Here is a 21,827-nt window from a genome sequence, read left to right as displayed (position 1 = left end):
GACACACTCATGCTGCCGAAGCTCGCACGGACCTGACCGGCGAGACGGCCATGCCGGGAGCATAGCGACGGATCATCGTCGCACAAAACTCCGCGAACTCCTCCGGCACCAGCGGCGGACTGGTGTGATGCGGCATAACTCCGCGATGCTCTGGAGTGAAGCAGAAGGTGACGGTCACGTCGAAATCGGCCAGTGCTTCCATCTGCCGGTCGTACCAATCCAGCGCATTCGGCCTGAAACTGTCGGCCCAGGAAAGCCCGGTGCGCAGACTGGTGACGCCCAGCCGCTTCATCCAGGCGACGGCGTCGTCCAGCCGGGGATCTTCAAAATGGAACCACTGCGCCAGTCCCATGGCCGGGGCATAACGCAGGAATTCCTCGAGCGCTGGTTTGGGCGTACCGTCTTCGCGCAGCAGGCCCATGTAGAAGTGGCGATAGTAGGAGGAGCCTTCCGCTTCGCGGTGACGCGTCGTTGCCCCCCATTCGCGCGGAAGGTCGTAGAGGCTGTACCATTGTATGCGCGGCGCATTGCCGAGCAGCAGTTCGGCGGTCCGGCGCAAGCCCCAGCGCTGCACCTCCTCGGCACCGAAGCTCGACACACCGACTTCGCTGACCCATACGGGCAGATCGGTGACGGTCGAAATCTCGCCGATCTTCTGCGGCCATTCCTGAATCTGCCAAAGGTTCCAGTCGAGCGGGAAACCATGCACGCCGACGGCATCGACGTGATCGAGCACGCCATACTGCTTCATGAGCGCCATGAAATCGGCATCGATCGGCGAAATGCCGCCGAGGATCTTGGTCACGGCGGGGTTTTCAGCTGCGATCGCATCGGCGGCCAGTATTGCCATATTGGCGAAGCGGCTCCAGTCGGGGTCGAGTTCGGGGTCCCAATGGGACTTGTTGTTTGGCTCGTTCCAGATCATTGCAGCTTCAATCATGAAGTTGTCCTCTCGACGGGTAAACGGCGCCGCCGCCGGCCGGCTCACCGGCGGTGCGGCAGAAATAGACCTCCTGCTCCGGGTGCAGCACGATCTCGAAGCCGGCGCTGCGCAGCATCGCTTCGGTGCAGGCGCGATTGGGAATCCACCAGTTGGTCGGGTCGTCGGCATAGCGATGCTCGACGAAATGCAGCTTCGGAAACTCCGGTCGGTCGAACAGATCGTGGGTCCAGAAAGGATAATTCTCATCGAGTGCAGGCAGGTCGGCGCTGCCGCGCTGCATGGACTGGAAGATCATCAGGTCGCCGGCAACGTGCTCACGGATCAGATCGAGAGCGAGCAGGGGGTGGCGCAGGTGGTACAGCACGCCCATGAACAGGACGATGTCGAATTTCTCCCGCAGGACGCCCACCTCGTAGACCGACAGCTGCTGGAATTCGATGTCGCAGTCCGCGATCTCGGCGGCAAAGCGCGCCTGCGCCAGATAGGCTTCATCGAAATCGATGCCGAGGACACGGCGGGCGCCGCGGCGCTTCATCTCGATCGAGTAGAAGCCGGCGTTGCAGCCTATGTCGAGCACGGCCTTGCCGGACAGATCGGCAGGAATGGCGTCGGCGAACTTGCGCCATTTGATCAGCGGGTAGTTGCCGAGGAAATGGTCTGGGGCGGTTTCGACACCCGCCAACTCCATATTGTGGAACCACGGGCCTAGGGCATCGATGCGACGGCGGATTTCGGCGTTGGAATGCAGCATGGCTAGCCTCCTTCGCCTGGATGGCTTGGTATTTGCGACTCCCCTGGCAGCACGAATATGAGGTTTTTCGGGTCCTCCGACGTGGCGTCGTTGTTCTCAAGCAGCCGAAGTGCCGTGCGGTAGCCGTTGAACGTGCCGACGTCGACATAGGCTGTGCCTGCCTTGACGCCGTAAGCCTCGCCGCCGGCCGCCAAGTAGGCGTTGATTAGCGTGCCGACGTATTCATCATGGCGATCCCGCTCGCGCCAGAGCGTCGCAAGCTGATGAAAGATGCGGCCGGGCATCTTGAATGCACCCCAAATCCAATTCGATCCGGCGTCTTGTTGCTTGACCTGGATTTCCTTCACCCGGCTGTCGTTGTCGAGAATGACGGCATCGAAAAATTCCGGACGGTCGACGGGGAACAGCAGGAAAGACAGGCAATCGTTCCGCAGGGCGCAGAAACCGTCTTCGGGTAGCCAGATCGTATCGGGCAGGCCGATCAGGACTGTCTCGTCCGTCGCGACGAGCGGCGCAGCGCGGAAGATCGCATCGCAAAGACCGACAGGGGTGGGCTGCACGACAAACAGTGCTGCGGCATCGCCATAGCCGGCGGCATAATATTCGAGGATGTCCGATTTTCCCGATCCGATGACGAAGCAGATCTTGTCGACGCCGTTGCGCACCATGCGACGCACCAGATATTCGCTCACCGCGCAGGGACGCTCGGTTTGGCCGTCGATGCGGCTGCCGACCGGCAGGAGTTCCTTCGAGAAGCCGAGTGGCTGAATGCGGCTGCCGCGGCCGGCAGCAGGCACGATGCCCAACATCAGATTGCTTCCTTCAACGGCTCCCCCGCCGTCTGCAATGAATCTGACAGGAGGCGGTCCAGCTCCCTGGCGCGTTGCGCAGAGGTATGCTCGTCCAACACCCGCTCGCGCGCACGGCGCCGAATTGCGTCAATTTCGCTGTCCGACAAGCAGACTGCGGCAACCACGTCGTCGGTGGTGTCCGCCAGGAGGATCTCGCTGCCAGGTTGGAAAAAACTGCTCAGCCCGGGCCAGGTGTCGCTCACGATAGCTGCGCCGCAGGCTGCCGCCTCGAACAGCCTGCCCGAAGGACACCAGCCCCTCTTGGCCATTGCCTCGCGGGTCACGTTCAGCGTCAAACGCGATGAGCAGAAGAAGGCCGGATGATCCGCAGGCGGAAGGTGCCTGACAAAGAAGATGTTGTCGCTCCATGGGAATTCGTGCGGGTATTGGGCGCCGCCGATGACGAAGCGATGGTCCGGCAGGCGCGCTGCCGTGCGCACCAGCAGCTTTTCGACGCCGGCCTGGCGATCTGCGGCATAGGTTCCGAGATAGGACAGATCCCCGGCAAATTCGGCCCGGGGCTGTGCCGGGCGGTGTCGCTCGGGATCGACATGGCCGTAGAGAGGCAGGACACGGCGGGCACCCAGCAGCGTTTTGAGCGCATCGATTGCGGTCCCGCCAGTATAGCTTAAGACAAGCTCGAAATCGCGTAGGCCTTCGGGCCCGTAATACGCCGGCCGTTGACCTTGTTCGATCCGGGCGAGTGTGACCGGGGTGTCAAGATCGTAGAAAACCTTCAGTCCGTAACAGGCATCCTGCGCCAGGCGCGATGCCTCCACGGCGTCGGGGCAATAGGACGTGACGATGACGACGTCCGATTGCCCGATCGCGTGTTCCGCGACATGGCGAATGTCTTCCCAGTCCGGATAGATAACGACACTGCCGCCATCGAGATGGTCAAGGTCGCGCGCCCCGGCATAATAGGGAGTGTTGCGTTCGAAGAAGGTGACGGACCAACCCAGCCCACCCAGCGCCCGGATAAGCCCGCGCCACAGCGTCGCGTGTCCGTTTCCCCACGAGGAGGTGACGGTGAGACCGAAAATGACCATTCGCATCCGGTAGTCCTCGTCAGGCGGCTTCGTTTAATCGGATCAGCTTGGAGCCCCAGTCACCGGATACGATCGTGGTGATCGAAGCGGGGTCGATGTCGAAGCGAAAACAATCTCCCAGCGGCAAGCCGAGCACCTTGCAGACGGCGGCCTTGATCACGTCGGCATGGCTGACCAACGCCACGGACTGGTTCTGATAGCGTTTGCGAAGTTGCTGCATCAGCGAGAAGACACGTTGCTGGACGTCCAGCATGGTCTCGCCGCCCGGCGTCCTCGCCTGCTGACGCCGGCTGTTCCACACCCGCCAATCGGCGTCCTGGCTCAACTCTTCGAAGGTCTTTCCCGACCACGCACCGAAGTCGATCTCATCGAGTTCTTGGCAGATTGTGATCTTGTCGGGACTGCAGGCGATTGCGATCGGTTTGGCGGTTTCCAGCGTTCGTTCGCGCGGGCTGCAACAGATGGTGGCTAACGGCTCCGGCGCCATGTGGCTGGCCAGGCGCACGGCTTGTGCCTTGCCGGTTTCGCCAAGACAAACTCCGGCCATACGTCCTGCAAGATAGTCGCCGACATTGTCGTGCGCCGCATGGCGGATCAAGAAGAACGTCGTCGTCATTCCGCGGCATCGAGCATCGGCTCGTCCCTCCCTGCGATGAAAGAGAGCGTGCGCAGGCGTGCCTCGGCATCGGTGAATTGCTCGGGCGGCGACTTCATGAAATAGCTGCAGGGACCGGTCAGCGCCCCCGCGATGCCGCGGTCAAGCGCCAGCTTGGCGCAGCGCACAGCGTCGATCACGACTCCGGCCGAGTTGGGCGAATCCCACACTTCCAGCTTGAGCTCTGCATTGAGCGGCACGCCGCCGAACGTCGTGCCTTCGACGCGGATGTAGGCCCATTTTCGATCGGTGAGCCAAGGCACATGGTCGCTGGGGCCGACATGGATGTTGCCGGCCTCCAGGGGAACGTCGAGTTGGCTGGTTACCGATTGCGTCTTCGAGATTTTCTTCGATTCCAGCCGCTCCCGTTCCAGCATGTTGAGGAAATCGGTGTTGCCGCCGAAATTCAGCTGATAGGTGCGGTCGATGCGGACGCCGCGCTCGCGGAACAGATTGGCAAGCAACCGGTGCACGATTGTCGCGCCGACCTGGCTTTTGATGTCGTCGCCGATCAATGGCAGGCCACGCTGTTCGAAGAGTTGGCGCCATTCCGGCCGCGACGCAATAAAAACCGGTATGCAGTTGACGAAGGCGCAGCCGGCCTCGAGCGCGCACTCGGCATAAAAACGCGTAGCCTCTTCCGAGCCGACCGGCAGATATGAGACCAATACGTCAGCGCCGCTTTCCCGAAGCAGCGCGCTGATATTCGCGACCGGCTCTTCTGCCTCCTCGATCTCATCGCGCAGATACTTGCCGATGCCGTCGAGCGTTGGTCCGCGCTCGACGCGAACGCCGGTTGCTGCGACATCGGCAAAGCGGAAGGTATTATTGGGTGGATTGTATATGGCTTCCGCCACATCTCGCCCAACTTTGCCCTTAGCGACGTCGAAAGCACAGACCACTTCGATGTCATCGACGTGATAGCCGCCGAGATCGGCATGCATAAGGCCGGGTATCGGCTCATTACCTCTGGCGTCCCGATAATATGAGAGGCCCTGGACAAGGGAAGACGCGCAATTGCCGACGCCGGCTATTCCAATCCGTACCTTTTTCGATCCCACGAAACTGCCGCCATCGCTGTTGAAGGTAAGTTCCTCGCGCCGAACTGCCAGTTGCCAGGAATGTTCCTTGCGACCTGGAAAAATCACGAACGTCACGGCGAGATGACAACTGCGCGCTGTGTTTGAGGCTGAGCCGATCGATGCCTGGGCGCCGCAAGCCTCAGTCGAGCCTTCGCAGCATATCCGCTTCTTTTTCCAGGATGGTGACCACCTCCTCGCGTTCAAGATGCGTCATCATCAGGCTCACACAGCATTCAAGATAGGTGATTGAGGCACGTCTCAGAAAGGCAGCCGTTTCCCTTGCGGCCATTTGCTCGATGTCCTTGGCGGATCGTTTTCGATGCACGGGTCCGTTCTCCATGCCGGTATCATCGCCCAACGGCGAGCTCGGCTGGATGTTCCCCCAATGAGAAAAAATGAAGCCCGTGTTGGTCGCGGTATCACCACGAGCCATACCCGAGCGCACAGCCCTTCCTGACTTCAGGCGGGCAGGTTTTGCAGTCGGCCCGAAGCGGACCTCACGCTTGTTGCAATCGGGGAAATTCGATCCTCGCTCCGGCTGGCTTCAAGCTCCGTAAAGTAGCTGATCGTCTGCATCAGGCCTTGCCTGAGCGGCACCTTTGGCGACCAATTGAGAAGGGTTTCTGCTCGGGAAATGTCCGGTTGCCGCCGGCGAGGGTCGTCTTGCGGCAGTGGCAGGAATTTGAAGGCCGACTTGCTATGGGTCATATCTCTCACCAATCCGGCCAGTTGAAGGACGGTGAATTCCCCGGGATTGCCCAAATTGACCGGTTGGCGCGGATTCGAATCGATATTCATAAGGCGGACCAGACCGTCAACCAGATCGGAGACGTAGCAGAAGGATCTGGTCTGCAGCCCGTCGCCGAATATCGTCAGTGGTCTCCTCTCGAGGGCCTGCATCACCAGGTTCGAGACGATCCGGCCGTCGGCAGGATCCATCCGCGGACCATAGGTGTTGAAGATGCGGGCGACCCGGATATCGGCCATTTCGGTTCTCAAATAGTCGAAGCACAAGGTTTCTGCGGTTCGTTTGCCCTCATCATAACAGGCGCGCGGACCGGTGCAGTTCACGTGACCGACATAGTCTTCCCTTTGCGGGTGCTGTTCGGGATCGCCATACACTTCGCTTGTCGATGCCTGCAGAAAGCGCGCACTGTTTTGGGCGGCGAGCTCAAGCAGATTTAGCGTTCCGATCACGCAGGTTCGCGTGGTGTGAACCGGATCGGCTTGGTAGCGCGGCGGTGACGCGGCGCACGCAAGGTTGAAAATGCGGTCCACAGGCTCAGTAAGATCCAATGGTCGGCAGATATCCTGCTCGATCAAGCGGAAACGAGGACGGTCCACGATCGAGATGATGTTTTCCATCCGACCGGTAAGGAAATTGTCCACACAGATCACACGATACCCGGCCTGAAGCAGTGTTTCGCAAAGATGCGAACCGAGGAAACCCGCGCCGCCGGCGACAAGCGCCGTCCTGGTCCGTTGCGTCCTTCTTGATTGCCGCATCTCTATTTTCTCCTGTCTGCCAGTCATGCTGCACTTTCAATGTCCAGATCGAGGGCCGGACGTGCCGATCTTGGCCGCGCCAGCAGCGAAACGAATTCACGGGCTCTCGCGGCGCCGGTATGTGCTGCCAGGATCGTTTCGCGTGCCCGCTTGGCCATAGCCAGCCTGGCGCGGTCCGACTGCCTGGATAGGATGTCGATCACGTCTTCGGCTTGGCTGGCCGTGTTGATCGTGGCTGTCGGAAAGAAGCTATCCAGACCTGTCCAGCGATCGCTGATGATGGCCGTGCCACAGGCAGCCGCCTCGAAGAGACGTACGCTGGGAGACCATCCAGCCGCTATCATGGAGCTGCGCGTGACGTTCAACGTGTAGCGCTGGCGGCTGTAGAAGGCGGCGTGGTCCGCCGGCGGCAAGTGCTCGATGCGATCGACATTGCTCGGCCAGACGGTCTCGGACGGGAATTGCGAGCCGGCCACGACGAAGCGGCGGTCCGGCATGCGTCTTGCCGGTTCAAGCAGGAGTGCATCCAGGGTCGCCTGCCGGTCCGAGCTGTAGGTGCCGAGATAACCAAGGTCCCAGCAGATCGGATCGGCCGTTCGGCGATGCCGCTCCGGGTCGACGGAGCAGTAGAGCGGCTCGGCGCGCCGTGCACCGAAGTCCGCCGCCAAACGGGCGAGCGTTGGCCCGCCGGCGAATGAGAAATAGACGTCGAAATACGGAATCTGCCGTCGGCATATGTAGTCGCAATCATCCGCGGCGAGCTTTGCCAACGTGACTGGCGTGTCGATGTCGTAAAAGCAGAACTGGCCCGTGCACAGGGACGCAACGATGTCGACGACTGCGCGCCCCTCCGGGACGAAGGACCCAACCACCACGATATCGGCCTGCTGCAGGCAGCGAGCATAGGTGCGACGAAGATCGTTCGTCGTTTCGTAGTAGCGCAACGTGCAGAAGTCCGGGTCGCGCAGATCGCGATGGCTTGCGTACCACGGTACGTCGCGCTCGAGGAAGGTGACGCGATGGCCGAGCTCGTGCAGGCCCTTCAGCAACCCGCGAAAGGTCGTGGCGTGGCCGTTTCCCCATGAAGAGGACAAAGACAGGCCAAGAAAGACGATATCGAGCCGCTTGGTCATTCCGCTGCCTCCACGGTGGGGCGCTCGAAATGGCGCCTGAAGACAGCGTCGGCCACAGCTGCCCTTAACGCGTAGGTATGCTCGGCGAGAACACGCCGAAGCGCAGCTGCGCCGATCGCCTTTGCCCGCCGGGGTGTGAGGGTCCGCATGATTTCGGCGACATCGTCGCCGTCGCGCGCCACCAGGATCTCTTCGCCAGGGACCAGGAACAATTCGACGCCGAGCCAGGCGTCGGTGATGAGGCATGCGCCGGCACCCGCAGCCTCGAAGACGCGTGTGGCAGGTGAAAAACCATTGGCGGCCATGCTGTCGCGGCTGATGTTCAGCACCGCCTTGGATGTGACGTTGAACGCATTGTGATCGCGCGTGCCGACGTGGCCGAGCCATGCAACATTTGCCGGAAGCTGCTTGTCACCCCAACCCGATCCGCCGAGCAGGAAACGCTGATCGCGCGAACGGCTGGCCGGATCGAGGAAGAAGGCTTCGACGCGCGCTTCACGGTCCGGCAGGCGGTTGCCGAGAAAGGCGAGGTCGCAAGCGAACCGCGCATCCTTCGCGACAGGATGATGCGTTTCGGGATCGAGCGCATTGTAGATCGGCACGCACTCGGCCGCCCCCAGCGCACGATAGGCCCATACGACCGGATCTCCGCCGCCATAGGTGAGGACAAGGTCGATCTCCCGCAACGCGCGGTGCAGGGGATGGTCCGGCTCGTCGCGCAACTGGCCCAGAGTGGCCGGTGCGTCGACATCCCAGAACACTGTCAGCGCATCGGAGCGGGCATGGTCGAGCACCGCGCGCAGCAGCGCCTCGTCCTCGAAGCCTACCCCGCTCGCCTTGACGACGATGTCGGCTTCGCCGGCGCTTGCTGCCACCTGCATCAGCGCATGCGGGGTCGCCTCGTAGATGACGACATGGCACCAGTCCGGTGCCTCGATATCGCGGTTCTTCTGCCTGTCGTAGACGTCCGGTTCATAGAAGGTGATCTCGTAACCGAGCTGGGAAAGAGCCTTGAGCAATCCGCGATAATAGGTCGCCGCGCCGTTCCAATAGGACGACAGCAGGCTCGATCCATAAAATGCAATCTTCATACGACTGTCTCCTCTACGGCGATGGAATCGATGGCTTGGCGGCTGCCGCATTCGGCGAGTACGTCGAACAACTCGTCCGCCCGGTGCCGGCACGTGTGTCGCGTCCGGATGGTTTCGAGGCCGGATTTCACGAGGGAGGCGGCCAGGTCAGCATCGTCCAGCACGTCGCGAAGATGACGGCCCATCTCGGCTCCGTCGCGCGCGAAAAGGAAGTCGATACCTGGCCTGAAGAGTTGTTCGACGTCGGCCCAAGGCGCCGAAACGAGCGGGATGCCGCAGGCGAGCGCTTCGAACATGCGGATCGTCGGGATTCCGGGCAGGCTCTCCCGATAGGGACGCCGCGGAATATGGACGGCAACGCGATGCGCCGCGAATGCCTTGGGCACGTCGGCATTGGCAATCCAGCCTTCGTAACCCAGGCCGGCGGCGGCAAGATCGGCGAGCGCTTCGCGTGGATAGCGCACGCCATGGACAGTGCCGCTCAGGCCAAGTTGTTCCACCGGATCGATCAGGAATTCCTTGATTTCGGCACTGCGCTCGTCGTCGCCCCAGTTGCCGATCCAGATCACGTCGGATGTAGGGTCGATCTCCGGGTGCGGTTTGAACAGGCATGCATCCGCCGCTTCGTGCCAGGTGAAGGCACGTTTGCCCCAGCCGGCGCGAAGATAGCTTTCCCGCAACGCTTCGCCGAAGGCGAGCACGCCGTCATAATGCTCCAGCCGCAGAGCCGAGATCGCCTGCGTCGCCGAGACGGCGCGATGGTGGGTGTCATGGAACAGAAGCGTGAAGCCGCCTCCGTTGGCCTTGGCCCTGCCGATGCGCGCGACGAGCGCCGGGTCCGTCCATTCGTGCACGATCACCACATCGGCGTCGGCAATCCAGGTTTCATGATCGAAGGAGGCGTCGTAGGTTACCGGCATCAGCTCCGGAAAATCCTTCCTGAAGCGCTCGATCGCGAAGGGCCCTTTCTCTGCCAGCAGGTTCGAACGGCTCCAGCCGTCCGCCGGCTCCAGCGCGATCGCCTGGTGCCCGCGTGCAACGAGCTCCCGCATGATGCCGCGCAGGAAATGTGCGTTGCCGTGGTTCCAGTCGGAAACGACGGAATGGGTATAGAACACAAACCGCATCATCAGCGTTCCGCAACGGCCAGGGCGGCCCGATCGTAGATGTCGTGCATGGCGGCCGCTTGTCTTGCCGGTGAAAACTTGCGCGCCCGGCGTGCGGCGGCTTCGCCGAGCCGGCGCCTATACTGGGCGTCGTATGAGAGATAATCGATGCATCTGGCGAGATCGCGTGGATCGTGGGCGTCGTAGAACATGGCCACGCCGTCCCACAATTCGCGATAGGTTGGGATGTCGGCAAGCACCAGAGGTGTAGCCGATGTGGCTGCCTCCAGCGCGGCAAGGCCGAAGGGTTCGTAGACGGACGGCGACACGAAGATGCCGGCCCGCGCCATCAACAGACGCACCTCATCGTGGCAGACAGAGCCCAGAGGGATGACGCTGCTGAAATTGGCGCGTTGCCCATCGGCGCTCTGCAGCGGCCCGGCAGCGAAGACCGGCCATTTCGTCAGCGATGCCGCTTGGTCCAGCGTAGCTGCGTTCTTTCCTTCATCCCACCAGCGCGCGGCGGCGAGAACCACCGCTTCCCGCCTCTCTGCTTTTGGACCCTGCCGCGTGCCATTGCTGACAACGCTCAGGCCGGCGATCGGCCCGTAGCAGGCTTCGAGCATGTTGGCATGGCTGCGGCTGGGGGCGATTACCGCATTTGCCCAATCGAAACCGCGTCTGTTGCGATCCTTCTGCCAGCCCCATTCGCCGTCCACAGTCTGTCCCCTGACGGCGTGGAGCCACGTCACAACGCATGAATGCGAGACCGCTACGACCGGGCACGGCACATCAAGTCCCACGGCCTGCGTCGGCGCATTGACATGGACGAGGTCGATTGCGTAATCACGAACAAGTGCGCGCAGTTCCTGCGGCAACATTTCCAGATCGTGCTCATTCCGGGTCATCCAGTCCGGCGGTGTCTTGAGCCACGCCAGGGCCGCGAAAGCCTGCGCCTCCTTCGCCTGCTCCTCGGACGGCTCCGGGCCTAATCCGGCGAGCACGATGCTGTCGCCGCCGTGGGCCAGCTCCCGCGCCAGATCAAGCGCGTAGCGCCAGACACCGCCGACAGCGTCGACGGTCATCAGGATTCGCCGCGAGCGCCGGATCAGTGACTGCAACATGTAGCCTCCAACTCGGCCAGTGCACGAGGACGCTTCTCCTGGATGTCGCTGAATGTCCGGAACGAGGCCAGGTAATGCTCATGGGCGCGCTCCCAGGCGAGATCGTCGGGCTCGCCCCAGATCTCGCGATAGCTGGGCGAACTGGGGTAGGGATAGAGCGGCACCGGTTCATTGGCCCACACACCGCGGTCGATGAGGTGCTTGCGCCAGTGATCGACCAGAGCGGGATCATCCTCGACCACGCCGATCAGATTGGCCTGGACGAACGGAACGTGACGTCGTGCGTTGACCAGCAGCGCAGCCAGTTCCTCGGTGCCCAGCCGGCAACGCTTCGCCAGCATGGCCCGGCCCTCCACGGTCAGGCTTTCGAGGCCGGCCTCGATCGAAACACAGCCGGCGGCACCCAGCAATTCGAGGAGCTCCGGCTTCCAAAGATCGATGCGGGTCTGCACGCCGAACTTGACGTTGCGGTCGACCAATGCCTCCAGCAGTGCCTTCTGCGGCAGGAAGATCTCGTCGATGAAGTAGATGTAGCCGACGCCCTGTCCGATCAGGCGGTCGATCTCCGCCATGACCGCATCGTGGTTCCTGCGGCGGTAGGCGTCGCGGAAATCGATCTTGGCGCAGAAGCTGCAATTGTAGGGGCAGCCGCGCGAGGCCTCGACCTCCGCTCCGAAACCCACCTGGTTGTCGTCGAACCGGTGATGGTGGTGCGAATGGGCGGCAATCCAGTCGGACGGCCATTTGAGAGCCGGATGACCGACAAAGGAACTGGCGTGGACGCCGCCATTGCCGACGAGTTTTCCCTCGTGGAGATGAGCGGTGTGGGGCACCGCGCTCCAATCGTCACGGCGGGCGAGTTCCGCGACGATTTCTTCGCATTCGCCGCGCACGACGACGTCGACACCGAGCTTGCGCAGCGTCGGCGCCGGCGTCGCCGAGCCGTGCGGTCCGACAGCGACGGGGCGGCCGCCGCGCCCCGCGAGGCAGTTGAGGAATTCGGCAGGCACGCGCAGCTCGGGCGGCGCGCAACGCCAGAACAGATAGGTCGGCGCCGTGCTGACGACGGTCATGGCCGGTGCGAAGGCGGCGACGCGATCGGCAAGTGCCGCGTTGTCCAGCTTCTGGATTTGCCCGTCCAGCATCAGCACCTTATGGCCGTCGGCCTCCAGCAGGGCTTTCGAGTAGCCCAGTTCCAGCGGCAGATGCGGCTGGCGGCAGCCGAAATAGATACTGTCCTCATATGTCCAGAACGGATTGACCAGGGCGACTTTCATGCCACGTACCTCGCTGCTTCAGGTTCGAGGCGATGATGCTGCAGCCAATCGGCGAGGTCACGGATACCGTCGCGCCACGAGACATGCGCTTTCCAGCCGAGCGTCGCTTCTATCTTGCGGGTATCGGCGACAAAGAAGGGCTGGTCGCCGGTACGTTCCCGGTCGTAGAGGATCAAAAGCTTGCGACCGGTCAGTTCGCCGATCTCCTTGAGCAGCATGCGCAGGCTGACGGCGTTGTTCGGTCCGCCGCCGAGATTGAATGCTTTGCCCCTGATGTCCTCGATCCGGGCAAGTGCCCCGCGATAGGCCGCAACCGCATCGGAGACATGAAGGATGTCGCGCACTTGCTTGCCGTTGCCGTAGATCGTGATCGGCTGGCCGGAAAGCGCGCTGAGCAGAAAATGCGCGACCCAGCCCTGGTCTTCCGTGCCGAACTGGCGCGGTCCATAGATGCAGCTCATGCGCAGGACCGCCGTAGGCAGGTCGTACGACTTGGCATAGTCGAGCACATATTGATCCGCCGCGCCTTTGGAGCAACCATAGGGCGTGCAGAAATCGAGGCCGCAGGTCTCGTCTATGCCGTTGGCTCGGATGCCGGCATCGCAGGGCACGCACCGGTCGTCTTCTTCGCGCACGGCGACGTCGGGCAGGCCGCCATAGACCTTGTTGGTGCTGGCGAAGATCACAGGGATGCGCTTGCCGCTCCGGCGGGCCGCTTCCAGGATGTTGAATGTCCCGCGAAGATTGATGTCGAAATCTTCGCTTGGCTGGACGAGGCTCGTGGTGACGGCGGTCTGGGCGGCTAGATGGAATATCGCCCTGGAATGCGCCACAAGCGGCGCCAGAACGTCCGCATTCCGGACATCGGCGGTTTCCACGGCAAGTTGATTCCCGTGCTTCTGGGCCAGCCAAGCCAGATTCTGCTCAACGCCTGGACGGCTGAGATTGTCGATGACCAGTACCGGCATTCCATCCGACAACAGGCTGTCGGCGAGGTTCGAACCGATGAAGCCACTGCCGCCGACGATGGTAACCGGCGTCGCTTCGCGAAAACCATCGGGTCTCATGACACCAGTCCCCGCTCTTCGAGTTCCCGTCTCATGTCGGCGCCGCGGTCGATGGCGACCGTATTGCGCACCCACGCGACGAACTCATCGAGTGAATGCTCCAACAGCTGCCGCGGCTCAAATCCAAGCAATTCACGCGCCTTGGAGATGTCGGCGAAGCAGTTGCGGATATCGCCGGCACGCGCTTTGCCTAGGATTTCAGGCTGACGGTCCGGCACACCCATTGCGTCGGCGAGCAGCCGCGCGACCTCGCTGATGGCATAGGCACGCCCGCTGCCGATGTTGATGACGTGGCCGCGCGCCTGGCGTTGTTCCAATGCCAGGCGGAAGGCGTGGGCAATGTCGCGCACATGGACGAAATCCCGTTTCTGCTCGCCATCTTCGAAGATCATCGGCCTCTGGCCGTTGGCGAGCCGTGAGGCGAAGTTCGCCAAAACGCCGGTATACGGGTTTGAAAGCGCCTGTCCGGCGCCGAAGACGTTGAACAGGCGCAGCGCCACTGCGTCGACGCCATAGGCCTCGCCGAAGATCAGCACGGCGCGCTCCTGGGCATATTTCGTCAGCGCATAGATCGAGGCGAGATCGACCGGCTTTTCCTCGTCCGTCGGCAGCGGCGACAGGCTTTCATTCGCCGCCGACAGCGGGTTCCATTGGCCGCTCTTGATGTCGCTCGGCTGGCGCCGTGCATTGTCGACGCGCCGACCGTCCGGCGTGCCGTAGAGGCCCTCGCCATAGACGCTCATCGATGAGGCGACAACGATCCGCTCAACCGGATGTTTGATCAGTGCTTCAAGCAGTGTGGCGGTGCCGAGGTCGTTTGCGCCGACATAGCGGGCGATCTCGTACATGGACTGGCCGACGCCGACCTCGGCCGCCAGATGGATGACGGCGTCGACGCCCTGGAGCGCCTCGGCGACAGCGTCGCGATCGCGAACATCGCCCTTGATCAGTTCGGCTCCCGCCGGCAGGCTGATCGCCTCGCCGCCGTGCACCTGTTCCAGCAGCGCATCGAGAATGCAGACGGCATAACCATGTTCGACGAGTTCCTGGACGACGTGGCGGCCGATGAAACCGCAACCCCCGGTAACCAGTATGCGTTCCACGACAACTCCTTGTGCAGATGGCCTTGGCGCCCCGAACTGTTTGACAAAAGGTTTGTTCCCTCTCCTTCAACAAAGATGGTTTGGGGTCCCTCACACCGAGGTGAACGCATCGCGAACAGGCCTTGGGCCTGCGCTGGAACATTGCAGCTCGTTTGGGGTTAGGCGCTCATCTGGCCGTAATCGGAAGCAGCAGACAGGTAGTTAGTTGTCATCGAGCGAGACGCGCACACCAAGCTAGGCCTGGCCGGGACGCCCACAGGATCGAAAGGAGATTTCAATGTCTGAATCGAAGACAACCACCAATCACGACGAGATCCGCCAGTGGGCCCAAGATCGGGGTGGCCGACCTGCGGTTGTACGAACCAGAGGCGAGGGCGGCATCCTGCGGATCGATTTTGGCGAGCCCGAGGAGGAGTTCGAAGCCATCGAATGGGACGAGTTCTTCCGGATTTTCGACCAGAACGATCTGGCCTTCCTCTACCAGGACGAAACCGGCGGCGGAAAAACAAGCCGGTTCAACAAGTTCATCGAGCGTAACCAGAGCGGCTGATAGGGCTTCTACGTCAATGGTCCCTCGGTAGCTCTTAGGTCACCTTGCGTTTTGATGGAGAGGTTCACTCCAGATCATTGTGTTTGCATGCTTTTTCGGAGCCGTTTGTCAAATATGGAGCGGTCTTATTCGGACTCAACAGTACAAATCAGAGAGATCACGGCCTCGGTCGTTGCCGGTCGCGCTTCAGTGCAACAGGCTCGTTCCGCTCGATCTTGCAACACTTCGCATAATACCGTTCAGCCAATCTTCAGTCGACCCGCCGACCCGCCTTCTGTCGATCTCGCCGATGGCGCTCTCCAGCGTTCGCTCGACCAGCCGGTCGGAAGCGCCCACGTCGCCAAGAAGCAGACGCGCCGCGAGCCTGAGCTTCGGCAGAAGTGAAAATACATTGTCGGACAAGTTCACGGGAGGGCGACCCGCCAAGGCGGATCGTTCCGGAGGAAACAAGGCGTCAAAGATTGCGTAGCTATCCGACGATTTTCGAAGATTGCTGGCGTGACGCAGACGTTCCGGAATGACGATGTCCTCGTCACCGCTGAAAAAGACGAAAGGCACGCCGCGGCGCATCAGTTCGTCGGCGATCGGAAACACCCGCCGGCCGTTGAGATTGACGTCAAGGATCGCGGCCTCAGCCGTATCGGTATGCGTAGACGCCTGCTCGACTGTCGCCGCAGGGCCGAGGACGACCGCGCCCATATTGCCGAAGTATCTCGCAAGATCGCCGGCCAATAGCCAATCGTCTTCGACGATCAGGATGTGCAAACCTTGCAGGTCGCGCACCTCATCGACCTTTCTTCGAGCGAGATTTCCGATTGTCAGTGGGGGCTTGTTCAGAATGTTGCTGCAAGGCTGCCTGCAATCGTTTGGCCAAAACCAGCATGCGCGGCGGAATGGATTCGTTTCCCGGCAAACCCAGCAAATCCGAAGAGTGCAACAGCGTTTGTTTTGTCAGCTTTAGGTCAGGTGTGCGTTTTGACATTGAAGTTTCCACAAAAGTCCCGACGTTAACGCCGTCTGCACGGACTTGTTCCGGCCCTCTTGCACGTTGTATGCTGGCGTTCAGCCCGGTTGCGGGTTTTGGGTCGATTGGCGGCTTTGTCGTCTAGGCTGTTCAACCGAGGGCTTGCGGTGACATCCCAGATGAAGAGATTTCCCATTGTGGGCGTCGGCGCGTCAGCCGGCGGCATTCCCGCAATGGAGGGTCTGTTCAAAGGCATCAGCGGCCAGCCCGGCATGGCGTTCGTCATCGTGACCCATCTCAGTCCCGGGCGCGAAAGCCTGCTTCACGAGGTGGTCGGGCGTTATACGCGGCTGCCGGTTGTCGTCGTAGAGGATGGCACCACCGTCCTATCCGACCACATTTACGTGATGCCGCAAAACGTCGTTCTCACGATCGAGAAGGGGGTGCTGCATCTGCGGCCGTCGAACGTGTTCAACCGCGAGCGCAAGCCGATCGACATCTTCTTCAGCGCGCTTGCCGAGGACCAGGGCGAATATGCGGTCGGGGTCATTTTGTCGGGCGGCGATTCGGACGGCACGCTGGGCGCAAAGGCGATCAAGGAACGCGGCGGACTGACGGTCGCCCAGGCCCCCAACGGCTACGGTCCGCGCAACCCCGACATGCCGAAAAGTGCGATTTCCAGCGGACTGATCGATATAGCGGCGCCCGCGGAGCGCATCGGTGCGAAGCTGGAGGGATTCGCCCGCAGCTTCGATCTGCTGAACGGGATTGCCGACGACGGCGGCGAGCACGGCACGGGAGACATCGGTCGGCTGCGCGAGGAAATCTACGGCATTCTGCGCGGTCATTCCGGCCACGACTTCTCCGGGTACAAGTCCAAGACATTCCTGCGTCGCGTAAAACGGCGCATGCAGATCGCACAGCTTCAGTCAATTGCTGACTATGTCGAATGGCTGAAGAAAGACCCTCGCGAGGTGACGGACCTCTTCCGCGATCTTTTGATCAACGTCACCGATTTTTTCCGTGACCCCGACGCTTTCAAGCTGCTTGAGGAGAAGATCGTACCGCAGCTTTTCGAGGGCAAGACTGCCAGCGATGCGGTCAGGATCTGGGTGCCTGGCTGCGCCACCGGCGAGGAGGTGTTCTCCATCGGCATGCTGATGCGCGAACACATGGAGACACTTTCGGTTGTGCCGCGCGTCCAGATATTTGCGACTGATATCGATGAGCCGGCGCTCGCGGTGGCGCGCGCAGCGCGTTACCCGGCGGCATTGCTGCAGGGGCTCTCGCCCGAACGCAAGCAGCGTTTTTTCAGCAGCGACGGCGACAGTTATGTGCTTACCAACGAGGTACGGGAGCTGTGCGTCTTTTCGCCTCACAGCGTCGTCCGCGACCCGCCCTTTTCGCGCATGGACATGGTTTCATGCCGCAACCTCCTGATCTATTTCGGCTCGAACATCCAGAACCGGGTCATTCCGATCTTTCACTACGCGCTGAAGCCGGGCGGTTACCTTTTCCTCGGCACGTCCGAAAGCGTGGGTCAGCACGACAACCTCTTCGCCACGGTCGACAAGAAGCAGCGCATTTTTCAGGCGCGGGAACATGCCTCGCCCCATATAACGCTGCCGACGCTGATCGGCGACGCCCGTTCGGGCGCCTTCCTGGCCGAAGGCACGGGGTCCAAGAAGGGAACCGCCGGCTACCCGCTTCGGCAGGCGGTCGAGGCACAGGTGCTGGAGCGTTTCGCGCCGCCGCACGTCCTGGTCAATGGCGATGGCGACGTCGTCTACTATTCGGCCCGGACAGGCAGATATCTCGAAGCGCCGCAGGGCATTCCGAGCCGGCAAGTGCTGACTTTGGCTCGCCGCGGGCTGAGGCTCGACCTGCGTGCGGCCTTGCGGGAAGCGGCCGCGACTCGCCGCACCGTGGTGCGTGAGAATGTCGTCGTCGATGAGGACGACGAACCGGTCCAGTCGATCAAACTCACTGTCGAGCCCCTGGCGGAACTCGGCAAGCGTGAACAGCTTTATCTTGTCCTGTTCGAACCGTTCGGGCCAGCACAGGCGCGGTCGGATGTGGGGCGCGAAGACCGTGATATCGAAGGTGCTGCCGATCTCGAGCGGGAGCTGCGCGAGACGCGCGAGCGACTGCAATCGACGATCGAGGAGTACGAAACCGCGCTGGAAGAGGTGAAATCGTCGAACGAGGAACTCGTCTCCGTCAATGAGGAGGCGCAGTCGACCAACGAGGAGCTTGAGGCTTCGAAGGAGGAGATGCAGTCGCTCAACGAGGAGCTCAACACCATCAATTCAGAGCTGACCAGCAAGATAGAGGAACTCGATCGCGCCAACAGCGATTTGCGGAATCTGTTCGAGAGCACGCAGATCGCAACCATTTTCCTCGACCGCAATCTGGTGGTGCGGACCTTTACTCCGGCGGCCTCACCTTTCTTCAGCCTACGTCCCTCCGACGTCGGCCGGCCACTGACCGAGCTTTCGAGCCAGCTCGACTATCCCGAGCTAAAACAGCACATCGATGCCGTGTTCGAAACCGGAGAGACCCTGAAACATCATCTGGCGCGTGACGACCAGGGCCGGTTTCACATGGTTCGTATCAATCCGTATCGCGACAAGGACAATAGAATCCAGGGCGTCGTGGTCACATTGGTCGACGTCACCACCTTGGCCGAGGCGGAAACGCAAAACCAGGTGCTCATTTCGGAGCTGAATCACCGCGTCAAGAACATGCTGGCGGTCGTCGCCAGCATCGCCAACCGCACCCGCGAAAATTCGGAATCGAAGGAAGAGTTCGCCGAAGCGCTGATCGGTCGCTTGCACGCCATGTCGCGGGCTTACGGTCTGCTGTCGAAGGAGCGCTGGAAAGAAGCCTCGATCAGCGAACTGCTGCGGCAGGAACTCGAACCTTTCGGCAGTGACCGGTTCGAGCTTGACGGCGCTGAAGAGAAACTTAGCCCGCAACAGGGCCTTTCCCTCAGCATGGCCATTCATGAGCTGGCAACCAACGCCGCCAAATATGGCGCGCTGTCGAAGCAGCAGGGCAGGGTGGCGCTGAAGTGGTCGGCAGACGGCGACGTTTTCAGGCTTGCCTGGCGCGAGAAGAACGGGCCGCCCGTCAGAAAGCCAGAAGTAAACGGCTTCGGGCTTTCCCTGTTGCAGGGCGAGATCGGCTACAGGCTAGGCGGAAACGTCGAGACCGCCTTCAATCGTGACGGCCTTGAGGTCCAGATCACATTTCCGATGATGGGCAAAGAGACGCCGTGAGCGATCCGCTGCGCGTTCTGGTGGTCGAGGATGAATGGCTCATCGCCGAGGACATCGCTGCGTGTCTGCGCGCTTCGGGACATCAGGTGATCGGCCCGGCCCCTTCGGTGGCGGCGGCCCTGCGTCTTATCGGCGAAAATCATGTCGACGTGGCGCTGCTGGATGTTCAGCTGCATGGCGAAACAAGCCTGGCGATCGCAGAAGAACTGCAAACCCGCCACATCCCGTTCGCGTGTCTGACCGGATTTGGGCCGCGCGATGTTCCATCAGCCTTCGCCAACTTCAAATTTGTTCGCAAGCCGGCAGATCAGGCTGCCATTCTGGGCGCCTTGGCTGAATTGGTCAGGGTGGCCTAGCTTGTTTCAGCAGACTCGTCATGGATCGAAGGGCGGAAAGCGATCACCGGCAAATTGCTCCGCCCAAGGCAATGCCATGAGCCAGTTCTCACGGCGCGGTACCCACAGTTCGTAGTCGGGAATGAGGTCGCTGGGAGCCATATCGAGCGAGCCGAGCATGATCTCGGCCTCGTTGTCCCGCAGCCAGGCGATGTGCGAACCGCATTGCGGGCAGAAACTGCGTCTGGCGAACGTGTTCATTTGTCCGCTGCCTTCATAGGCTGACATGGGCCAGACGCCAAACGGCGTGAAAAAGCTGCCGCTGGCGCGGCGGCAATCCTGGCAGTGGCAAATTCCGACCCGCAACGGTGGGCCGCTCACCTTGAAGCGAACGGCGCCGTACAGACAACCGCCGTCCCGTTCGACCCCTGCCATCGCCTTCAGTCCAGCGGTTTGTCTGTCGGCCGCGGCGTGGTGCCCGACTGGCGCGGCCCGCCGGCATTGCGGTTCACCACCGGATTATCCAGCGGAGCGGTCGATGGCTTCGATGTTCCCGCGGTTTTTGGCGTCGGCGGTTTCGCTCCCGCGTCCGTTTCGTTGGCATCGCGTCTTGGATGCCGCAAGCCGTCGGCATTCACTTGCCGGATTGCCGGCTTCGATGTGGTGTTTGCCATGGGATCTCCTTCCTGCTGCGGCGGAAAGAACGGATGGTTTCGTTCTTAGCCCACAGCTCGTACATCTCAACCGCCGGCAAGGTGCGAAGTTCCACGGCCTGGAGCTTCAGGTGTCCTCTTCGGTGCCAACGTATGCTGCAGGGTAAGCGGTGTACCGCTCGCACGCTTACAGTAAATCTTAAATTGGATGCTGGCGAGGAATCGCAGCCTTGATGGCACGGCAACTATGCGCCAGACGTGGCGGCCCAAAGCGGCGGCTGACGATCTGCCGGCCTCTCGCCGCCATCAGTCATTTGCTGTGGTGATCTCATAATCGCCCCCGGCAATCCCGCCATCCCCGCGCAGGATTAAGCCTTGTGCACGGCAATGAGTCCAGCACCGCCGATTTCCACCTGACTGGCCGGAACCATTTTCGCTACTGGCTGTTCGGCTCGCAGGAAGGAGCCGGACATGGAGCGACGTAACGCTATACTTTCGCTGGTGATAGCAGCGGTCATTATCGTCGGCTTTCTCATTGGCTTTCTGTACGCTGATATGGGCTGGCGCACCTCGCCACTCAAAAGAGCGCCTGAGCAAAACCAAGGTGGAAACGCACCAGCCGATACCTCGCCTGCAGCGGGCATCAAGAAGAATCCTCAAGAGAATACCGAGATGCCGGATCAGAAATAACGGGGATCCTTTGGGCGCAGGCAGCGCCGGTTCGATGCGGACTTGAGGTCACTCTCGAACAATCGATCTCAGAACCTGCAGTGTCGGCTCCTTGTCCGCGCGTCCGATCCATACTTTCCGCACCGCGCCTGCAAGGTCACCGAAATAGGATGGCAGATCTCGACGAGCGAACGCTCGGCTGACGCCTGATTTTCCCTTTGGAGAAGGAGCCCGCCAACCGGCGACGCTTTTGCCTGTCAGCCATCCGCCTTCAGCGCTTCATCTTGCGGATAGTGCGACCTCAGCGTATCCCTCAAGGAACTGTCAACTGGCCTTGGGAGCGGTGCTCGGGACCAGGAATCCACTCTTTAGCAACTCCAGGGCGTCGAGCGCGTCCTCATCCAGCAAATTTGTCAGAGCCACCCCATCTGAGAAGACAACGTTGTGGTCGTCTATGTCGTAGACTTCCCAAAGCCCATCCTTGATTCTTCGAATGGCGTGCCGGTGCTCCATAAGCGCACGCTAATTGAGTCTCGGAAATGGTAGGTAGAAAAAATCAGCGGTAGGCCAACATTAGTAGTGGAAAACTCAGGCGCGCTCTGCCGCGTGGTGTGTGGACTGAAGGGTGCAGGGCCGC

At 61.4% G+C, this 21,827-nt stretch carries 23 protein-coding genes; 4 read left to right on the top strand and 19 right to left on the bottom strand.

What is annotated here, in order from left to right; translation table 11 throughout:
* Window positions 1-7: 7 nt before the first annotated feature.
* From EJ075_RS01140 to EJ075_RS01070, 15 genes are all read right to left on the bottom strand, one after another.
* A complete protein-coding gene (locus EJ075_RS01140) occupies window positions 8-940 on the bottom strand; it encodes a beta-xylosidase (protein WP_126103032.1) in 933 nt (310 codons plus the stop codon).
* On the bottom strand, window positions 933-1,694 hold the full coding sequence (locus EJ075_RS01135; RefSeq protein ID WP_095486389.1) for a TIGR04290 family methyltransferase: 762 nt from the start codon (window positions 1,692-1,694) through the stop codon (window positions 933-935). Before EJ075_RS01135 ends, EJ075_RS01140 begins: the two co-directional genes overlap by 8 nt.
* Window positions 1,695-1,696: 2 nt before the next feature.
* Window positions 1,697-2,503: a sugar phosphate nucleotidyltransferase gene (locus EJ075_RS01130; protein ID WP_126103031.1), complete on the bottom strand. Its 807-nt coding sequence runs from the start codon at window positions 2,501-2,503 to the stop codon at window positions 1,697-1,699.
* On the bottom strand, window positions 2,503-3,600 hold the full coding sequence (locus tag EJ075_RS01125; protein ID WP_126103030.1) for a glycosyltransferase: 1,098 nt from the start codon (window positions 3,598-3,600) through the stop codon (window positions 2,503-2,505). The genes EJ075_RS01130 and EJ075_RS01125 overlap by 1 nt, the downstream gene beginning before the upstream one ends.
* A 13-nt stretch (window positions 3,601-3,613) precedes the next feature.
* A complete protein-coding gene (locus EJ075_RS01120) occupies window positions 3,614-4,210 on the bottom strand; it encodes a histidine phosphatase family protein (protein ID WP_126103029.1) in 597 nt (198 codons plus the stop codon).
* The gene (locus EJ075_RS01115) at window positions 4,207-5,310 is read right to left on the bottom strand and encodes an inositol-3-phosphate synthase (RefSeq protein ID WP_126107195.1); all 1,104 of its coding nucleotides are present in this window, start codon (window positions 5,308-5,310) and stop codon (window positions 4,207-4,209) included. The genes EJ075_RS01120 and EJ075_RS01115 overlap by 4 nt, the downstream gene beginning before the upstream one ends.
* A 160-nt stretch (window positions 5,311-5,470) precedes the next feature.
* Window positions 5,471-5,776: a hypothetical protein gene (locus tag EJ075_RS33045; protein WP_164546992.1), complete on the bottom strand. Its 306-nt coding sequence runs from the start codon at window positions 5,774-5,776 to the stop codon at window positions 5,471-5,473.
* 14 nt (window positions 5,777-5,790) lie between these two features.
* Window positions 5,791-6,837, bottom strand: a complete 1,047-nt coding sequence (locus EJ075_RS01105) for a UDP-glucuronic acid decarboxylase family protein (RefSeq protein WP_095486606.1) — start codon at window positions 6,835-6,837, stop codon at window positions 5,791-5,793.
* A gap of 23 nt (window positions 6,838-6,860) precedes the next feature.
* Window positions 6,861-7,970, bottom strand: a complete 1,110-nt coding sequence (locus EJ075_RS01100; RefSeq protein ID WP_126103028.1) for a glycosyltransferase — start codon at window positions 7,968-7,970, stop codon at window positions 6,861-6,863.
* Window positions 7,967-9,061, bottom strand: a complete 1,095-nt coding sequence (locus EJ075_RS01095) for a glycosyltransferase (protein ID WP_095486394.1) — start codon at window positions 9,059-9,061, stop codon at window positions 7,967-7,969. The genes EJ075_RS01100 and EJ075_RS01095 overlap by 4 nt, the downstream gene beginning before the upstream one ends.
* The gene (locus EJ075_RS01090; RefSeq protein ID WP_126107194.1) at window positions 9,058-10,188 is read right to left on the bottom strand and encodes a glycosyltransferase; all 1,131 of its coding nucleotides are present in this window, start codon (window positions 10,186-10,188) and stop codon (window positions 9,058-9,060) included. The genes EJ075_RS01095 and EJ075_RS01090 overlap by 4 nt, the downstream gene beginning before the upstream one ends.
* A 2-nt stretch (window positions 10,189-10,190) precedes the next feature.
* Entirely contained in the window at window positions 10,191-11,252 is a 1,062-nt protein-coding gene (locus tag EJ075_RS01085) for a glycosyltransferase family 4 protein (RefSeq protein WP_164547009.1), read from the bottom strand.
* Between the two features lie 23 nt (window positions 11,253-11,275).
* The gene (locus EJ075_RS01080; RefSeq protein WP_126103026.1) at window positions 11,276-12,568 is read right to left on the bottom strand and encodes a TIGR04295 family B12-binding domain-containing radical SAM protein; all 1,293 of its coding nucleotides are present in this window, start codon (window positions 12,566-12,568) and stop codon (window positions 11,276-11,278) included.
* Entirely contained in the window at window positions 12,565-13,635 is a 1,071-nt protein-coding gene (locus EJ075_RS01075) for an NAD-dependent epimerase/dehydratase family protein (protein ID WP_126103025.1), read from the bottom strand. The genes EJ075_RS01080 and EJ075_RS01075 overlap by 4 nt, the downstream gene beginning before the upstream one ends.
* A complete protein-coding gene (locus tag EJ075_RS01070; RefSeq protein WP_095486398.1) occupies window positions 13,632-14,738 on the bottom strand; it encodes an NAD-dependent epimerase/dehydratase family protein in 1,107 nt (368 codons plus the stop codon). The genes EJ075_RS01075 and EJ075_RS01070 overlap by 4 nt, the downstream gene beginning before the upstream one ends.
* Window positions 14,739-15,015: 277 nt before the next feature.
* Between EJ075_RS01070 and EJ075_RS01065 the strand changes: the two genes are divergently transcribed.
* Entirely contained in the window at window positions 15,016-15,288 is a 273-nt protein-coding gene (locus EJ075_RS01065) for a hypothetical protein (protein ID WP_095486399.1), read from the top strand.
* 186 nt (window positions 15,289-15,474) lie between these two features.
* On the opposite strand, the gene EJ075_RS01060 is transcribed toward EJ075_RS01065, so the two are convergent.
* Both EJ075_RS01060 and EJ075_RS01055 read right to left on the bottom strand, forming a co-directional pair.
* Entirely contained in the window at window positions 15,475-16,071 is a 597-nt protein-coding gene (locus tag EJ075_RS01060) for a response regulator (protein ID WP_164547008.1), read from the bottom strand.
* Between the two features lies 1 nt (window position 16,072).
* Complete coding sequence (locus tag EJ075_RS01055; protein ID WP_126103023.1) at window positions 16,073-16,270, bottom strand: hypothetical protein; 198 nt, start codon at window positions 16,268-16,270, stop codon at window positions 16,073-16,075.
* A gap of 161 nt (window positions 16,271-16,431) precedes the next feature.
* Here EJ075_RS01055 and EJ075_RS01050 point away from each other — a divergent pair, with 161 nt between their 5' ends.
* Both EJ075_RS01050 and EJ075_RS01045 read left to right on the top strand, forming a co-directional pair.
* The gene (locus EJ075_RS01050) at window positions 16,432-19,533 is read left to right on the top strand and encodes a CheR family methyltransferase (RefSeq protein ID WP_206072973.1); all 3,102 of its coding nucleotides are present in this window, start codon (window positions 16,432-16,434) and stop codon (window positions 19,531-19,533) included.
* The gene (locus EJ075_RS01045; RefSeq protein WP_095486401.1) at window positions 19,530-19,889 is read left to right on the top strand and encodes a response regulator; all 360 of its coding nucleotides are present in this window, start codon (window positions 19,530-19,532) and stop codon (window positions 19,887-19,889) included. The genes EJ075_RS01050 and EJ075_RS01045 overlap by 4 nt, the downstream gene beginning before the upstream one ends.
* Window positions 19,890-19,907: 18 nt before the next feature.
* On the opposite strand, the gene EJ075_RS01040 is transcribed toward EJ075_RS01045, so the two are convergent.
* Together EJ075_RS01040 and EJ075_RS01035 are read right to left on the bottom strand one after the other, a co-directional pair.
* The gene (locus EJ075_RS01040; RefSeq protein ID WP_126103022.1) at window positions 19,908-20,303 is read right to left on the bottom strand and encodes a GFA family protein; all 396 of its coding nucleotides are present in this window, start codon (window positions 20,301-20,303) and stop codon (window positions 19,908-19,910) included.
* A 5-nt stretch (window positions 20,304-20,308) separates the two neighbouring features.
* Window positions 20,309-20,542 carry a hypothetical protein gene (locus tag EJ075_RS01035; protein ID WP_095486403.1) on the bottom strand — a complete coding sequence of 78 codons (234 nt, stop codon included), beginning with the start codon at window positions 20,540-20,542 and terminating at the stop codon, window positions 20,309-20,311.
* 450 nt (window positions 20,543-20,992) lie between these two features.
* Between EJ075_RS01035 and EJ075_RS01030 the strand changes: the two genes are divergently transcribed.
* The gene (locus EJ075_RS01030; protein ID WP_095486404.1) at window positions 20,993-21,211 is read left to right on the top strand and encodes a hypothetical protein; all 219 of its coding nucleotides are present in this window, start codon (window positions 20,993-20,995) and stop codon (window positions 21,209-21,211) included.
* Window positions 21,212-21,827: the final 616 nt, after the last annotated feature.

The sequence above is a fragment of the Mesorhizobium sp. M6A.T.Cr.TU.016.01.1.1 genome, from assembly GCF_003952585.1.
GTDB lineage: Bacteria > Pseudomonadota > Alphaproteobacteria > Rhizobiales > Rhizobiaceae > Mesorhizobium > Mesorhizobium mediterraneum.
This window is presented reverse-complemented; position numbering and strand designations above follow the sequence as displayed.

What these genes read in the sequence shown, in the direction of transcription:
- EJ075_RS01080 (WP_126103026.1), bottom strand. Translation starts at nt 12,568, where the DNA reads ATGAAAGTCGCCCTGGTCAATCCGTTCTGGACATATGAGGACAGTATC.
- EJ075_RS01075 (WP_126103025.1), bottom strand. Translation starts at nt 13,635, where the DNA reads ATGAGACCCGATGGTTTTCGCGAAGCGACGCCGGTTACCATCGTCGGC.
- EJ075_RS01065 (WP_095486399.1), top strand. Translation starts at nt 15,016, where the DNA reads ATGTCTGAATCGAAGACAACCACCAATCACGACGAGATCCGCCAGTGG.
- EJ075_RS01130 (WP_126103031.1), bottom strand. Translation starts at nt 2,503, where the DNA reads ATGTTGGGCATCGTGCCTGCTGCCGGCCGCGGCAGCCGCATTCAGCCA.
- EJ075_RS01125 (WP_126103030.1), bottom strand. Translation starts at nt 3,600, where the DNA reads ATGCGAATGGTCATTTTCGGTCTCACCGTCACCTCCTCGTGGGGAAAC.
- EJ075_RS01030 (WP_095486404.1), top strand. Translation starts at nt 20,993, where the DNA reads ATGGAGCGACGTAACGCTATACTTTCGCTGGTGATAGCAGCGGTCATT.
- EJ075_RS01100 (WP_126103028.1), bottom strand. Translation starts at nt 7,970, where the DNA reads ATGACCAAGCGGCTCGATATCGTCTTTCTTGGCCTGTCTTTGTCCTCT.
- EJ075_RS01120 (WP_126103029.1), bottom strand. Translation starts at nt 4,210, where the DNA reads ATGACGACGACGTTCTTCTTGATCCGCCATGCGGCGCACGACAATGTC.
- EJ075_RS01140 (WP_126103032.1), bottom strand. Translation starts at nt 940, where the DNA reads ATGATTGAAGCTGCAATGATCTGGAACGAGCCAAACAACAAGTCCCAT.
- EJ075_RS01085 (WP_164547009.1), bottom strand. Translation starts at nt 11,252, where the DNA reads ATGACCGTCGACGCTGTCGGCGGTGTCTGGCGCTACGCGCTTGATCTG.
- EJ075_RS01095 (WP_095486394.1), bottom strand. Translation starts at nt 9,061, where the DNA reads ATGAAGATTGCATTTTATGGATCGAGCCTGCTGTCGTCCTATTGGAAC.
- EJ075_RS01040 (WP_126103022.1), bottom strand. Translation starts at nt 20,303, where the DNA reads ATGGCAGGGGTCGAACGGGACGGCGGTTGTCTGTACGGCGCCGTTCGC.
- EJ075_RS01035 (WP_095486403.1), bottom strand. Translation starts at nt 20,542, where the DNA reads ATGGCAAACACCACATCGAAGCCGGCAATCCGGCAAGTGAATGCCGAC.
- EJ075_RS01055 (WP_126103023.1), bottom strand. Translation starts at nt 16,270, where the DNA reads ATGTCAAAACGCACACCTGACCTAAAGCTGACAAAACAAACGCTGTTG.
- EJ075_RS01105 (WP_095486606.1), bottom strand. Translation starts at nt 6,837, where the DNA reads ATGCGGCAATCAAGAAGGACGCAACGGACCAGGACGGCGCTTGTCGCC.
- EJ075_RS01135 (WP_095486389.1), bottom strand. Translation starts at nt 1,694, where the DNA reads ATGCTGCATTCCAACGCCGAAATCCGCCGTCGCATCGATGCCCTAGGC.
- EJ075_RS01050 (WP_206072973.1), top strand. Translation starts at nt 16,432, where the DNA reads ATGAAGAGATTTCCCATTGTGGGCGTCGGCGCGTCAGCCGGCGGCATT.
- EJ075_RS01090 (WP_126107194.1), bottom strand. Translation starts at nt 10,188, where the DNA reads ATGCGGTTTGTGTTCTATACCCATTCCGTCGTTTCCGACTGGAACCAC.